12 protein-coding genes and 1 tRNA gene are annotated in these 15,060 nt (G+C 63.7%); 9 read left to right on the forward strand and 4 right to left on the reverse strand.

Translation table 11 applies throughout. The features are described from left to right. Positions 1–36: 36 nt before the first annotated feature. The 6 genes from AC6HZP_RS22010 to AC6HZP_RS22035 all read left to right on the forward strand — a co-directional run bounded on the left by AC6HZP_RS22010 (position 37) and on the right by AC6HZP_RS22035 (position 6,999). Positions 37–1,947 carry an ABC transporter substrate-binding protein gene (locus tag AC6HZP_RS22010; RefSeq protein WP_497524545.1) on the forward strand — a complete coding sequence of 637 codons (1,911 nt, stop codon included), beginning with the start codon at positions 37–39 and terminating at the stop codon, positions 1,945–1,947. Positions 1,948–2,006: 59 nt separating this feature from the next. Continuing rightward, positions 2,007–2,990 carry an ABC transporter permease gene (locus AC6HZP_RS22015; protein WP_497524546.1) on the forward strand — a complete coding sequence of 328 codons (984 nt, stop codon included), beginning with the start codon at positions 2,007–2,009 and terminating at the stop codon, positions 2,988–2,990. Then, the gene (locus tag AC6HZP_RS22020) at positions 2,983–4,119 is read left to right on the forward strand and encodes an ABC transporter permease (protein ID WP_497524547.1); all 1,137 of its coding nucleotides are present in this window, start codon (positions 2,983–2,985) and stop codon (positions 4,117–4,119) included. Before AC6HZP_RS22015 ends, AC6HZP_RS22020 begins: the two co-directional genes overlap by 8 nt. 13 nt (positions 4,120–4,132) lie before the next feature. After that, on the forward strand, positions 4,133–5,149 hold the full coding sequence (locus AC6HZP_RS22025) for an ABC transporter ATP-binding protein (protein WP_497524548.1): 1,017 nt from the start codon (positions 4,133–4,135) through the stop codon (positions 5,147–5,149). After that, the gene (locus tag AC6HZP_RS22030; RefSeq protein WP_497524549.1) at positions 5,146–6,177 is read left to right on the forward strand and encodes an ABC transporter ATP-binding protein; all 1,032 of its coding nucleotides are present in this window, start codon (positions 5,146–5,148) and stop codon (positions 6,175–6,177) included. The genes AC6HZP_RS22025 and AC6HZP_RS22030 overlap by 4 nt, the downstream gene beginning before the upstream one ends. 66 nt (positions 6,178–6,243) lie before the next feature. Next, the gene (locus AC6HZP_RS22035; protein ID WP_497524550.1) at positions 6,244–6,999 is read left to right on the forward strand and encodes a FadR/GntR family transcriptional regulator; all 756 of its coding nucleotides are present in this window, start codon (positions 6,244–6,246) and stop codon (positions 6,997–6,999) included. Between the two features lie 219 nt (positions 7,000–7,218). Here the strand turns inward: AC6HZP_RS22035 and AC6HZP_RS22040 are convergent. Beyond that, positions 7,219–7,295, reverse strand: a tRNA-Arg gene (locus AC6HZP_RS22040). Between the two features lie 325 nt (positions 7,296–7,620). Between AC6HZP_RS22040 and AC6HZP_RS22045 the strand changes: the two genes are divergently transcribed. After that, positions 7,621–8,427 carry a thermonuclease family protein gene (locus AC6HZP_RS22045; RefSeq protein WP_497524551.1) on the forward strand — a complete coding sequence of 269 codons (807 nt, stop codon included), beginning with the start codon at positions 7,621–7,623 and terminating at the stop codon, positions 8,425–8,427. A gap of 3 nt (positions 8,428–8,430) precedes the next feature. Next, complete coding sequence (locus AC6HZP_RS22050) at positions 8,431–9,933, forward strand: M48 family metalloprotease (protein ID WP_497524552.1); 1,503 nt, start codon at positions 8,431–8,433, stop codon at positions 9,931–9,933. An 86-nt stretch (positions 9,934–10,019) separates the two neighbouring features. Here AC6HZP_RS22050 and ilvD read toward each other — a convergent pair whose 3' ends face one another. After that, a complete protein-coding gene (gene ilvD, locus AC6HZP_RS22055; RefSeq protein ID WP_201401077.1) occupies positions 10,020–11,876 on the reverse strand; it encodes a dihydroxy-acid dehydratase in 1,857 nt (618 codons plus the stop codon). 261 nt (positions 11,877–12,137) lie between these two features. Here ilvD and AC6HZP_RS22060 point away from each other — a divergent pair, with 261 nt between their 5' ends. Then, entirely contained in the window at positions 12,138–13,157 is a 1,020-nt protein-coding gene (locus AC6HZP_RS22060) for a TerC family protein (RefSeq protein WP_497524553.1), read from the forward strand. On the opposite strand, the gene AC6HZP_RS22065 is transcribed toward AC6HZP_RS22060, so the two are convergent. Continuing rightward, positions 13,115–14,284 (reverse strand): M20 aminoacylase family protein, encoded by a 1,170-nt coding sequence (locus AC6HZP_RS22065; protein WP_201401079.1) that lies wholly within the window; start codon positions 14,282–14,284, stop codon positions 13,115–13,117. The two genes, AC6HZP_RS22060 and AC6HZP_RS22065, sit on opposite strands and share 43 nt — an antisense overlap. A gap of 87 nt (positions 14,285–14,371) precedes the next feature. Continuing rightward, positions 14,372–15,046 (reverse strand): urease accessory protein UreE, encoded by a 675-nt coding sequence (locus tag AC6HZP_RS22070; protein WP_497524554.1) that lies wholly within the window; start codon positions 15,044–15,046, stop codon positions 14,372–14,374. Positions 15,047–15,060: the final 14 nt, after the last annotated feature.

A 15,060-nucleotide genomic window follows, 5' to 3' on the forward strand; every position in this document is an offset into this window, starting at 1 on the left:
TTGAGGAGGGTCCGCGACTTCACATGGGAGGGAACTATGGCCGCAAGGTCGGGGGGCAATCGAGCTTTCAGGGCTCTTTTATTTACTGCGGCGCTGCTGGCATCTACAGCAGCCTCTGCCCAAGAATATCGTCAGGCACCTGGGCTGGATAGCGTGGCGGGCTTGCCGCCCATCGCCGAGCGCCTGCCATCGGATCCACTGGTCGTGCCGCCCGTTGATAGCATCGGCCAATATGGCGGTACCCTGCGCAACATCTCTCGAGATGAACTCGACTGGCTGCGCCAGTTGATCATGGTCGAGCCGTTCGCTCGCTTTGAACGAGACGTTTCGGGTGTACGCCCGAACGTGCTGAAAGGCTGGACCTGGAACGATGCCTATACCGAAGTCACAATGAACTTTCGCAAGGGCATGAAGTGGTCAGACGGCGAGCCGTTCACCGCCGATGATTTCATGTTCTTCTGGAACGATCTGGTTTTGGACGAGTCCATCCCCGTTGGCCTGCCATCCGGCACCGTGGTCAACGAGGTGCCGATGACGGTCGACAAGATCGACGACTATACTGTCAAGCTGACCTTCGCTGCGCCGAACCCGCTATTCATGGAACTGGCTTCGCGTGGCCACTACAACAGCGCGCAATGGCTGGTTCCGGCGCACTATCTCAAGCAATTCCACCCGAAATATGCCGAGGTGAAAGACACGACCGCGCTGATGGCGCGCTACAACGCGACCTCGCGACTGCAGCAAGTCGGCATGCCGACACTGGCGGGCTGGGTCGTGACCGAATATACCCCCGGCCAGCGCATCGTGGCTCAGCGCAATCCTTACTATTGGAAAGTGGATCCCGACGGGCAGCAGTTGCCCTACATCGACACCATCGACACCGCCATCGCCACGCCGGATAGCGCGCGCCAGGCGGTTCTGCTCAAGGGCATGGCTGGCCAATTGGACTTCCAGGCTCGCGAATTCAACCTCTCCGACGTCTCCCTGCTCATGGAGAACCAGGAGGCGGGCGATTACACCATCAAGATGTGGAGCCGTGGCGACTTTGCGTGGCCCTGGCTGATGATCACCTATGATCACAAGGATCAGGGCATCGTCGATCTGTTCTACGAGCAGAAATTCCGCATCGCCCTATCGCAGGCGATGGACCGCAACAAATACAATGACGTGGTGTCGTTCGGTCTGGCGAAGCCCCGCCAGTTCTCGATGAGCCCGGAGAGCCCCGAGTTCCGTACGCCCGAAGGCAAGGAACTCTATGAACAATGGTCCAGCTCCTACGTCGAGCATGATCCGGAACTCGCCAAGAAGCTGCTGGACGAACTGGGCGTCGTCGACAAGGACGGCGACGGCCGGCGGGATCGCCCTGATGGCAGCAAGCTGCAGCTCATTGTCGACATGCCCGCATCCGATCCGCAGACCATCGCGGTGATGGACCTGGTCAAGGAAGACTGGGACGCGATCGGTATCGATACGATCCTCAATCCGATCGACAACAGTGCGCTGACAACGCGCGCCGAAAGTGGCGCGATGATGATGCGAGCCTGGCCGAGCGCGGCAGGCTGGGGGCTGATGTCCGCACCGACCGTCTGGGCGCCGGTCGAGGCCCGCGAATGGTCCATGGGCGGCATCAGCATCTCGCGCCATTTCCAGAGCGGCGGGAGGGAAGGCACCGCGCCCCGCAAAGGCTCTATGCTCGAGAAGTTGCAGGAGGCCTACGCTTTGGCCTCCAAGCAGGTCGATCCCGCGGCACGCGACGCGGCGCTGCTCGATGCCTATCGCATCTACCTGGAAGATGGTCCGATCACCCTCGGCACCATTGGTGAGCATCCGAGCCCCGTGCTGGTGTCCAACAAACTGCATAACGTGCCCGACACCGGCATGATCGGTAGCCACGACTTCGGCTTCCCGGCGACGGCGGACCCAGAGCAGTTCTACTTCAGCAAGTAACACCCTCCTCGCCGGTGCCGACAATAGCAGGCACCGGCGCTCATTCAGGGATGGCTACGATGCCCATATACATTGCCAAGCGCCTGCTCATCATGGTGCCGACCTTGCTGATGATCATGGCCGTTGGCTTTATCATCATGAAACTTCCGGCGAGCGACTTCGTCAGCCAGTACGTCATGCGCCAGGCCGCGCAAGGCAATACGGGTATGGTCGCGCAACAGGATATGCTGCGCGAGCAATTCGGTCTCAACCGTCCGCTGTATGACCAGTTTTTCACGTGGGTGATCAATGCCTTCCGCGGTGATCTGGGTATTTCGTTCGCGGACCTTCGTCCGGTCAGCACCATCATCATGGAACGCCTGCCTGCCACGCTCGCTGTGTCGGCCATGGCTTTCGTCCTGTCCTGGGGTATCGGAATTCCGCTCGGCGTCTATTCAGCAACGCATCAATATTCGGCTGGCGACATCGGGCTCACAGCTTTCGCCTTCATCGGCATTGGCCTGCCCGACTTCCTCCTGGCGCTGGTCTTCCTGGTCCTGGCTTTTCTGGCCACCGGCGAGGTGCTGCTGGGGCTGAATTCCATCCAATATGCCAATCAGCCATTCTCGCTGGCAAAGGCGCTGGATTTTCTGTCCCACGCCTGGCTCAGCGTGACGGCCGTGGCGTTCACAGGCACGGCCTTCATCATGCGCGTGACCCGCAACAACATGCTCGAGGAGCTCGGCAAGCCCTATGTCATGACGCTGCGAGCCAAGGGGCTGCCAGAGAAAGTGGTGATCTGGAAGCATGTGTTCCGCAATGCGCTTCACCCGCTCGTGACGCTCTTCGGCCAAGTGCTGAGCTTCCTGATCAACGGCTTCGCCATCACTTCGATCGTGCTGAATTTACCTACCCTGCAGACCACTTACCTGCAGGCAACCCTCCAGCAGGACATGTACCTCGCGGGCGCCATTCTGGTGCTCATCGCCGTCACCGTGACGGTGGGCAATCTCATCTCTGACGTGATGCTGGCCTGGCTGGACCCGAGGGTGCGCTATGACTGATATCGCAGCAGACGCAAGTCCCGCCGCAAGCGCCGGGGTGGCCAGCCGCACAAAGGTGCTGTCGGTTCGCCAGCTCACCTGGCGCAAATTCCTGCGCAACAGACTTGCCGTTGTCGGATTGATCGTCCTCGCCATCATGTATCTGATGGCGTTGCTTGCGGGGTTCATCGCCCCCTATGGCGATCGCGAGACACACGGCCAGTTCGCCCGACAGGCGCCGCATGGTCTCCATTTCTTCGACGAGACAGGTACGTTTCACCCGGTACCGTTCGTCTATGGCCTCAAGCGCACGCTCGATCCCAAGTCGTTCAAACAGGTCACGACGATCGTGCCGGAGCAGAAGTATCCGCTGCGGCTTTTCGTGAAGGGCCAGCCCTATACGATCCTTGGCCTGTTCCGCAGCGATATTCATCTGTTCGGCGTCGAAGCCCCTGGCAAGCTGTTCCTGCTTGGCACCGACACCAAAGGGCGCGATGTGTTCAGTCGCATTCTCTATGGGGCGCAGGTCTCGCTGACCGTCGGGCTTGTCGGAGTCGCCTTGTCGCTGGTGATCGGCGTGGGCATGGGTCTGATCACCGGCTATTTCGGGGGATGGTTTGACGGGTTGGTGCAGCGCATCATCGAGATGACCATGGCGTTTCCGCAGATTCCGCTATGGCTGGCGCTCGCGGCGCTCATCCCGCCGACATGGAGTTCCGCCCAAGTCTATTTCGCGATTTCCATCGTGCTGTCGGTTTTGACTTGGGGGAGTCTCGCCCGCCAGGTGCGCGCGATGGTGCTGTCGCTCAAAACCTCGGACTTCGTCAGGGCTGCGCGATATTCCAACGCCTCCACGGCCCGCATCATGATCCGTCACCTGCTGCCATCTACGATGAGCCATGTGCTGGTTATCGCCACGCTCACCATTCCGTCCATGATCCTCGGCGAAACCGCGCTGAGCTTTCTGGGGCTTGGCATCAAGCCGCCGATGACGAGCTGGGGTCTGCTGCTCAATGAGGCACAGAGCGTTCAGGTGATCATCGAACTGCCGTGGCTGTTGACCCCGGCGATCTTCGTGGTGCTCACCATCATCTCCTTCAATTTCGTTGGCGACGGCATGCGTGATGCGGCCGATCCCTTCTCTCGATGACGGGGGACCCGATATGACGCAACCATTGATCGAAATCGAAGCGCTCGTCGCGGAGTTCCGGACCGAAGGCGGCGTCGTGCGTGCCGTCAATGGCATCGACTTCTCCATTCCCAAGGGCGGTTCCGTCGCCGTCCTCGGCGAGAGCGGCTGCGGCAAATCCGTTACCGGGCAGTGCCTGCTCAATCTGGTGCGCAAGCCCGGCTACATAGCCGGCGGCAGCATACGCTACTATGGCGGAGACAAGCCGGTGGACATCACAAAGCTCAAGCCGACTTCCGAGGCGATGCGCAGACTGCGTGGTCCAGAGATCGCGATGATCTTTCAGGAGCCGATGACCTCGTTCGACCCACTGTTCACGGTGGGCGAGCAGATCATTGAAATGCTTCTGGCGCATCAGCGGTTTCCGAACCGGCGCGCGGCCCGTGAGCATGCCGTCGAGATGCTGCGCAAGGTACGGTTGCCAAGCCCGGAAATTGTCGTCGATCGGTATCCGCACCAGCTTTCCGGCGGTATGCGGCAGCGTGTGATGATCGCGCTGGCTCTCAGCTGTGGCCCTAAATTGCTGATTGCTGACGAGCCGACGACAGCACTCGATGTGACCACTGAAAGCCAGATTCTCGACCTCCTGCGTCAGCTGCAGGGTGAGATGGACATGGCCATGATGTTCATCACGCACGACCTGGCCGTGGCGTCGGAAATCGCCGATGAAGTGGTCGTGATGTATCTCGGATATATCGTCGAACGCGGCCCGGTGGCCGACGTTCTGAGCACGCCGCAGCATCCCTATACGCAGGCCTTGCTCGACTCGATACCCAAGCTGACCGATAGCGCCTCGACCCGGCTCAATGCCATTCAGGGCATGGTGCCGACGCCCGACCAGATGCCGTCCGGCTGCCCGTTTCATACACGGTGCAGAAAGTTCATGGCGGGTCTTTGCGACCAGAAGCTGCCCGAGTTGTACGAGAGCCGCATGGGTCATGTGGCCCGGTGCTTCCTTGCTGATCCCCATTTTGCAGGAGCGGCCGCATGACCGCACTTCTCGAAGTTCGCGGCGTAAGGAAGTCGTTCCCGCTATCCAGCGGCCTATTCGGCAAAACGACCGGCGAGGTCCGGGCGCTGGATGATGTCTCGTTCGTCGTTCCGGCGGGATCGACCGTCGGTCTGGTCGGGGAAAGCGGTTGTGGCAAGTCCACGATGGGCCACACCATCATGGGGGGGCTGGAAGCCGATGATGGCGAGATCATCTTCAATGACCCAGAACTAGGGCGGGTCGATCTCGTGAAAGCCGACAAGCATGTTCGGCGCAAGACGCGGCTCAACATGCAGATGATCTTTCAGGATCCGAACTCGTCGCTGAACCCACGCATGACGCTGCTTGATCTGATCGGCGAACCGCTCCTCATCAATCGGGTGCTCAAAGGCAAGGCGCTGGAAGATCGCGTGGCCCAGCTCCTGCAACAGGTGGGACTGTCGACACGCTATATGCGGCGCTATCCGCACGCGCTTTCCGGCGGCCAGAGGCAGCGCGTGGTGATTGCGCGCGCCTTGGCGCTCAACCCCCGACTGGTCGTCGCCGACGAGCCGATTTCCGCGCTGGACGTGTCCATTCAGGCGCAGACACTGAACCTGATGAAGGATCTGCAGGCGGAAAGGCAGTTGACCTATCTGTTTGTGGCGCACGACCTCGGTGTGGTCAAACACTTCACCGATACCACCGTCGTCATGTATCTCGGCCGGGTGCTGGAAGCAGGCCCTACCAACGTCATGTTTCAGCGTCCGCTGCATCCGTATTCGGAAGCGCTGATTGCCAGCGTGCCGCGCATCGGCGCACATAAGGGTGGCACCAAGCGCGCGGCCGGCGAAGTGCCCAGCGCAGCCAATCCCCCATCGGGTTGCCATTTCCATCCGCGTTGCCCCTATGCGCGGGATATCTGCCGCGCCGTGGTGCCGGAATTGCGCAGTGTCTCTGGAGATCGCAGCGTTCGCTGTCACTTTGCCGACGAACTGAGCTTGCACGGTATCGATAGCCTCGGACCGCCTGTCCCAAGCAGCAACTGAACTTGCGGCCGGTGCGATTGCGCTGCAGATGTGCTAGGCGTTCTGCGCCCAACCTGGGATGCATCCATGTCCGTGAATACTGACAAACCTGACGGCGAACCCGCACACAGACCGGCTTCCTTTGTTCGAGAGCGAGTTTTGGGTGAACTCGGGCGACGGATATTATCGGGCAATTACAAGCAGAATGGGGCTCTACCGACGGAGGCCGAGCTTTGTAAAGAGTTTGGTGTCAGCCGTACGCCGATGCGGGAAGCTATCAAGATGCTGGCCGCAAAAGGGCTGATCGTGTCCCGACAGCGTGCCGGCACCCGTGTCCAGGAATCTTCGAATTGGAACCACCTGGATCCGGACGTCATCAAATGGATGAACGGCATCGACATCGATCCTGACTTCGTCCGCGGCCTGATCGAGGCTCGTCAAGCCATCGAGCCGGCTGCCGCACGTCTCGCTGCCATGCGCGCCACATCGAAAGACCTCGCAATGATCGAGGTGGCCTACGAAGCAATGTGCGCCGCACCGACCTCCGATCTAGCGGCCTGCGCAGATGCCGACGTGGCCTTCCATGCTTCGATCCTTCGCGCTAGCCACAATCCGATCTTCGCCGGCTTGGTCAGCTTGATTGGGCAGTCGCTCGCCAATTCGTTCCGCCTGACAACCTCTGTCTCTCAAAGCTATGTCACGACGCTTGCCGCTCATGGCGACGTGTTTGAAGCTATTCGCCTCCGCCAGCCGGAGATCGCCAGCGAACGCATGCGCGCCCTGATCGAGATAGCGTCCTCTGACTTTGTGCGCCATTCAGCCGCGGGCGCTGCGAAGTCTTGATGTTCATGCGCAACGATTGCGGCACGGAATTAGGTTGACCGCCCCCCTCTTGGCGTCCGTCGTAACGCCTTGCTCGTCGAAGATTGAGCGACGAACTCATCCAAGGCCGATCGCGGTCGAATGCGGGCCCTCGGTTCGTCTTCATCCTTCAATGGCGCGCGGATTGTCAGGCACTTGTCCGTGGTCTGATCGATCCAGCTTTTTGGGCCTTCGAAGTGCTGGTGTCCCGGAAGGGATTCGAACCCCTGACCTACGGTTTAGGAAACCGTTGCTCTATCCTGCTGAGCTACCGGGACATCGGCCGTGGTGACGGCGCGGCCCGGATGGCGTTGCCGGCCGGGCGAGATGCTTATCCTCCGATTGGCCCTCCACTTTCAAGAGCATTCGGCACGAATCTGGTGATGGCGCCGTGGTGCAACACGGCGCGGCAAACTGCTCTTGCCCACAGGAAGGAAGCCCGGCCGCCCTGTTTCCAACACGCTTGCGTGATGCCACCATGCCGGCATGAGGACCGCGACGGGTCGCATGCCCTGCCCTGCCCTGATCCCGACCGTGGCGCGACGGACGGGCCGGGCCGGCTGCGGTTCGATGCTTGGCGTGCTGATGATGATCGGAGCGGTGATGACGGGTTCCCTGGCGCAAGGCGAGACCGCGAAGCCCGGCCATAACGAGCGGATGGCCGGGAAGAACGAATGCCACCTCGTCGACGGCGAGGCGGGGATCGTCACCCATGTCATCGACGGCGACACGCTGGTGCTCGACAACAATCTCGAGGTCCGCCTCGTCGGCATGCAGGCGCCGAAACTGCCGCTCGGCCGCCCCGGCTTCGTCGCATGGCCACTCTCCTCGGAGGCGAAGGCGAAGCTCGAGACGCTGGCGCTCGGCAAGGCGGCTCAGCTGCGCTATGGCGGCACGCGGCGCGACCGCTACGACCGGGCGCTCGCCCATGTCACCATCCTGCCGGAGGACGGCGAGCCGATCTGGATTCAGCAGGCCATGCTCGCCGAGGGGCTCGCCCGCGTCTATTCCTTCGCCGACAATCGCCAATGTGTCGGGGCTTTGTTGAATGTTGAACGGGAAGCCCGCAATTCGGGGCTTGGCCTCTGGCGCGATCCATACTACGCCATCCGCCCTGCGGCCGATCCCGCTCTTGCAACCCGTCACGATGTATATGATCTGGTTGAGGGAAGCGTGATTTCGGTCGGCGAGCGCGGTCCGATCGCCTATCTGGATTTCGGGCGCGACTGGTCGACGGATTTCACGGCGGTGCTGACCACGGAGGCGATCACCGCCTTCGCGGAATCCGGGATCGCCGTGGAGACGCTGCGGGGGCAACGGGTCAGACTAAGGGGCTGGATCGAAAGGCACGGCGGACCGAGCATGCGGGTGACGCATCCCGAACAGCTCGAACTGCTGGACCAATGGTGAAGAATGACGGCATTCGGTGCCCATCTGGATAGGGAGCCCAAGAGCTCCCGCGGCGCGCTTCTCTGGAAGGCGGCAATCCTCACGGCGAGCCTGCTGCTCGCCGGCTGCACGACCGTGCTCGAACAGACCTACGGGCCGCCGCAGACGACGGCCGGCGCGGCAACGCCGCCTCCCGTCGATCCCGAACAGGCGCGCATCGGCGCGCAGGAGCATCCGCGCATCGTCGCGAGCTTCGGCGGCATCTATCACGACGACAAGCTAGAGAAGACGCTGGCCCGCATCGTCGGCCGCATCGTCGCCGCCTCCGACGATCCGTCGCAGTCTTATCGGATCACCATTCTCAACACGCCCACGGTCAACGCCTTCGCGCTGCCGGGCGGCTATCTCTATGTGACGCGCGGCCTGCTGGCGCTCGCCAATGATTCCTCCGAAGTCGCCGCCGTCATCGCTCATGAGATGGGGCACGTCACCGCCAATCACGCCATGCAGCGCCAGAACAAGGCGCGCGCCGCGATGATCGTCAGCCGCGTCGTCACCGACGTGCTGCAGGATGGCGACGCCGGGCAGCTGGCGCTCGCCTCCAGCCAGCGCACGCTCGCCGCCTTCTCGCAGCAGCAGGAGCTGGAGGCCGACGCGATCGGCGTGCGCACCATCGGCAAGGCCGGCTACGACCCGTTCGCGGCCGCCCGCTTCCTCGACCTGATGGGCCGGTTCGCCGCCTACAAGTCGGCCGGCAGCGTCCAGGACAAGCGGCCCGATTTCCTCGCCTCGCATCCGGCGACGCCGCAGCGCGTCGATTTCGCCATCCGCGCCGCGCGCCAGTTCGGCGCGCCCGGCATCGGCGAGGTCGACCGCGAGCGCTACCTGCAGGGCATCGACGGCATGCTCTATGGCGACGACCGCTCGCAAGGCTTCGTCCGCGGCAAGAATTTCTACCATCCCACCCTCGGCGTCGGCTTCGCCGTGCCGAGCGGCTTCGTGCTCGACAACACAGCCGACGCGGTGCTGGCGACCGCGCCCGACGGCACGGCGCTGCGCTTCGACGGCGCCAATCTGCCGACCGGCACGGCGCTGCCGGACTACATCGCGTCCGGCTGGGTGAACGGGCTCGACCGGAACTCGATCCAGAGCTTCACGGTCAACGGGCTGGAAGCGGCTTCCGCGCGCGCCGAGGCCAAGGGCTGGGTCTTCCGCATCGCCGTCATCCGGGTCGGGCCGAACGCCACCTATCGCTTCATCTTCGCCAATGAGAGCGACACGCCGGGCCTCGCCCAGGCGGCGACCGAAACGGTGCAAAGCTTCCGCAAGCTGTCGCCGCAGGAAGCAGCCGCTCTGAAGCCGCTGCGGGTAAAACTGGTCACCGTCCGCCCCGGCGACACGGTCGACAGCCTCGCCCGCCGCATGAACGGCGTCGATCGTCCGACCGACCTCTTCCGCGTCCTGAACGATCTGAAGGACGGCGCGCCGCTGAAGCCGGGCGACACGCTCAAGATCATCAGCGACTGATTGGCGGGCCTGCGAGAGGCCAGCCGAAACATCCCGACAATAAAAAAGGGCGCCCGAGGCGCCCTTTTTCATGGGAGTGGATCCGCTCAGACGTCGAAGCGGCTGACGTCGCGCACCGCGCCCTTGTCGGCGCTGGTCGCCATCGCGGCATAGGCCTTGAGCGCCGTCGTCACGTTGCGCTTGCGCGGCTTCTCCGGCTTCCAGGCAGCCTTGCCCTTGGCTTCCATGGCGGCGCGGCGCGCGGCCAGCTCCTCGTCGGAGATGACGATGCGCATCGAGCGGTTCGGGATGTCGATCTCGATCGTATCGCCTTCCTCGACCAGGCCGATGGCGCCGCCAGCCGCAGCCTCCGGCGCGACATGGCCGATGGAGAGGCCCGAAGTGCCGCCGGAGAAGCGGCCGTCCGTCACCAGCGCGCAGGCCTTGCCGAGGCCACGCGACTTCAGATAGCTGGTCGGATAGAGCATTTCCTGCATGCCGGGGCCGCCACGCGGTCCCTCGTAGCGGATGATGACGACATCGCCCGCCTTGACCTTCTTGTTCAGGATGCCGAGGACGGCGTCGTCCTGGCTCTCGAAGATCACGGCCGGGCCGGTGAACTTCAGGATCGATTCGTCGACGCCGGCGGTCTTCACGACCGAGCCGTTCAACGCGATGTTGCCCTTCAGCACCGCGAGGCCGCCATCCTTCGAGAAGGCATTCGGCACGTCGCGGATGGCGCCCTTCTCGCGGTCGAGATCGAGCTCGCTCCAGCGCTTGTCCTGGCTGAAGGCGACCTGGGTCGGCACGCCGCCGGGCGCTGCGCGGTAGAACTCGCGAACGCTCTCGCTGTTGGTCTGGCGGATGTCCCAGCGGGCGATCGCCTCGGCCATGGTCGAGGAATGCACGGTCGGCAGGTCGAGGTTCAGCAGATCGCCGCGGGCGAGTTCGCCGAGGATCGCCATGATGCCGCCGGCGCGGTGAACGTCCTCCATGTGGACGTCCTGCTTGGCCGGGGCGACCTTGCAGAGCACCGGGACATGGCGCGACAGTCGGTCGATGTCGTCGAGGTCGAAATCGATCTCGCCCTCATGCGCCGCGGCCAGGATGTGCAGCACGGTGTTGGTCGAGCCGCCCATGGCGATGTCGAGCGTCATGGCGTTCTCGAACGCGCCGAACGAGGCGACGTTGCGCGGCAGCACGCTCTCGTCGTCCTGCTCGTAGTAGCGGCGGGTGATGTCGACGATCTGGTGACCAGCCTCGACGAACAGGCGCTTGCGGTCGGCATGGGTTGCCAGCGTCGAGCCGTTGCCGGGCAGCGACAGGCCGAGCGCCTCGGTCAGGCAGTTCATCGAATTGGCGGTGAACATGCCCGAGCAGGAGCCGCAGGTCGGGCAGGCGTTCTGCTCGATCAGCTTGACGTCGGCGTCCGAGACGCTCTCGTCGGCGGCGGCGACCATGGCGTCGACGAGGTCGAGCGCGTGCAGCTTGCCGTCCGAGAGGACGACCTTGCCGGCCTCCATCGGGCCGCCTGAGACGAAGATCGTCGGGATGTTGAGGCGCAGCGACGCCATCAGCATGCCGGGGGTGATCTTGTCGCAGTTCGAGATGCAGACCATGGCGTCGGCGCAATGGCCGTTGACCATGTACTCGACCGAGTCGGCGATGATCTCGCGCGAGGGCAGCGAATAGAGCATGCCGTCATGGCCCATCGCGATGCCGTCATCGATGGCGATCGTGTTGAACTCCTTGGCGATGCCGCCCGCCTTCTCGATCTCGCGCGCCACCAGCTGGCCGAGGTCCTTCAGGTGGACGTGGCCGGGGACGAACTGCGTGAAGGAATTCACCACCGCGATGATCGGCTTGCCGAAATCACCGTCCTTCATGCCGGTGGCGCGCCAAAGGCCGCGCGCGCCGGCCATGTTGCGGCCATGGGTGGAGGTACGGGAGCGATAGGCAGGCATGGTGAACCCTCGATCTGCAGCGATTTCCCTCATATAGGGCGCCGCCGGTCGAGCGGAGCGTCCGAGGGAGGAAGTGGATAGGGTTGGTTGCACCAAAGATGACGGGATGTCGAGAAAATTTCTCACGCCCGGCCTTGCATGAGCGGGGTCCGAGTGCCATGTCCTGCTGACGAGTGGGGTCCGGGCCCCTCTGGCGGTGAGTCGCCCACCGCGATGTCGGACCCTTGAGCCTATTGGCCCGGCGACCTGTGCTCGTGATCCATGGATATCGTTTCGTTGCTTGATGCCGAGTTTCTCGGCAAGTCCGCGGCTGCGTGGGCGCTGTTCCTCGGCGTCGTCGCCGTGCTCCTCATTCTCGACCTCGGCGTCTTGAACCGCGGCGACAAGGAGATTGGCATCCGGCGCAGCCTGATCCTCTCCTCCTTCTACATCGGTGTCGCCCTGCTGTTCGGCGCCTGGGTCTGGTGGGACCACGGCGCGGAATTCGGCATGCTCTACCTGACCGGCTTCGTGGTCGAGAAGAGCCTGGCGCTCGACAACATCTTCGTCATTTCGCTGATCTTCAGCGCCTTCGCGATTCCCCGCGCCTACCAGCACCGCGTGCTGTTCTGGGGCATTCTCGGCGTGCTGGTGCTGCGCGCCATCATGATCGGCCTCGGCGCGGCGCTGATCTCGTCCTTCGGCTGGATCCTCTACATCTTCGGCGCCTTCCTGATCCTGACCGGCATCAAGATGCTGTTCGCCGGCCATGAGCCGATGGACCTGGAGAACAGCCGCATCCTGAAGCTGGTGCGCAAGGCGATCCCGGTCTCGCCGTCGCTGGACGGCCACCGCTTCTTCACCCATGTGAAGAAGGCCGACGGCAAGATGCACTGGGTGGCGACGCCGCTGTTCCTGGCGCTCGTCTCGATCGAGATCGCCGACATCGTCTTCGCGGTCGACAGCGTCCCGGCCGTGTTCGCCATCACGACCGACCCCTATATCGTCTACACCTCGAACATCTTCGCCGTGCTCGGCCTGCGCGCGCTCTATTTCGCGCTCGCCGCCATGGTCCACCGCTTCGACTATCTGAAATACGCGCTGGCGCTCGTGCTGGTCATCGTCGGCGGCAAGATCTTCTGGACGCACCTCGTCGGCCCGGTGAACACCTTCGTGTCGCTCGGCTCGACCATCGGCATCCTCGCCGCCGGCGTCCTCCTTTCGCTCTGGAAGACGCGCAAGGAGGACAAGGCGGTAGCTCAGGCCGGCGCCAGCGACGTCTCCACCAGCCGCACCCAGTAGGATGCGCCGATCGGCAGGGCTTCATCGTTGAAGTCATAGGCCGGGTTATGCAGCCCGGCCGAATCGCCATTGCCGATGAAGATGAAGGCGCCAGGCCGCTTCTCCAGCATGTAGGAGAAGTCCTCTCCGCCCATCATCGGGGCCACGTCGCGCTCGACGCGATCGGCGCCGACGACCTCCGCCGCCACGTCGGCCGCGAAGGTCGCGTTGGCGGCGTGGTTGACGGTGACGGGATAGTTGCGGTCGTAGTCGACTTCGATGCGAGCGCCATAGACGGCCGCGATGCCGGCCGCGATCTCTCGAATGCGCTTCTCGGCGAGATCGCGCGTTTCCGGCGTCAGCGTCCGCACGGTGCCGCCGAGATAGGCGGTCTCGGGAATGATGTTGTGCGCCTCGCCGGCATGGAACTTCGTCACCGACACGACGACGGAGGCGAGCGGATCGACCGAGCGCGAGACGATGGTCTGCATCGCCTGAACCAACTGCGTGCCGACGACGATCGGATCGATGCTCGCATGCGGCTTGGCGGCATGGGCGCCATGGCCGGCGATGACGAAATTGAACTCGTCCGTCGCGGCCATGATCGGACCCGGACGGATGGCAAACTTGCCAAGGTCGAGCCCCGGCATGTTGTGCATGCCATAGACCTCGTCGATGCCGAAGCGCTCCATCAAGCCGTCCTCGATCATCGCCTTGCCGCCGCCGCCGCCTTCCTCAGCCGGCTGGAAGATGACGACCGCCGTGCCGTCGAAATTGCGGGTCTCGGCCAGATATTTGGCGGCGCCCAGCAGCATGGCCGTGTGGCCGTCATGGCCGCAGGCGTGCATCTTGCCGGGAACGGTCGACGCGTAGGGCTTTCCTGTAACTTCCATCAGCGGCAGTGCGTCCATGTCGGCGCGGAGGCCGATCGTGCGCGAGCCATCGCCGCGCTTGCCACGAATGACGCCGACGACGCCGGTCCGACCGAGGCCGGTCACGACCTCGTCGACGCCGAATTCCTGCAATCGCTCGGCGACGGTCGCGGCGGTGCGGTGAACCTCGTACAGGATCTCCGGGTGGCGGTGCAGGTCGTGCCGCCAGGCGGCGACTTCGTCCTGATACTCGGCCAGACGGTTGACGATCGGCATTCCGGAACTCCGCAGGTCACAACGCGAAGTTCCACTCTAGCTGCGCCGCAGCAGAAAATCACCGGTGCGATCGCGCCGCTGGCAAGGTCAGCCCGATCGATCGTCCGGCCCACCGGAAGGGTCCGTCTCCTCCCCGTCGGGCTCGGTGGCGGAGCCCGGCTTCTTCGAATGACTTTCGGAGGTCGAGGTCGAGTGCGCGCGCGACGGCGAATGGCTGCTCGCGAAGGCCTGGCCACGCGCCTCGGCAAATCCCGATCCGCTGCTTTCCGAGAAGCCGGCATGCCGGGAGAACCCGTGCGTGAACTCGACGCTGTGCCAGAAGCGGGGGCCGTCGCCGCCGACGGAGTCTTCCTCCGGATCGAAGGGGGCGGAGATCGGCATGATCCGCGCACCCCGTTCGGCCAGTTCCGCCTCGACGACGGGATCGCGCCGGATGCGCAGATGCTCGCCGAGAAGCTGGGCGGGAAGCTGCTGATTGCCGAGCAGCCAGGCGAGGCGGACGAGCTTTGCCGGGGTCTCGGCCGAAATGTCCGCTAGCGGCTCGGCCGCCGCCTCGACGGCGATGACGCGGCCGTCCTCGAGCAGGAGACCGTCGCCATGATGGAGCGCTTCCCTGGCCGGGAGATCGAGCAGGAAGGAGACGCCGCCGCGGGCCGACATGGCGAGGCGGCGGCGATGGCGCGCCTCATAGTCGAGCAGCACAGTGTCGGCAGGTGTCCCGGCCCAGGTACCGGCCGGGAGAACGGAGGTTGCGCGGATCAATTCAGCACCTCTTC

The organism is Kaistia sp. SLG-1, assembly GCF_059699055.1.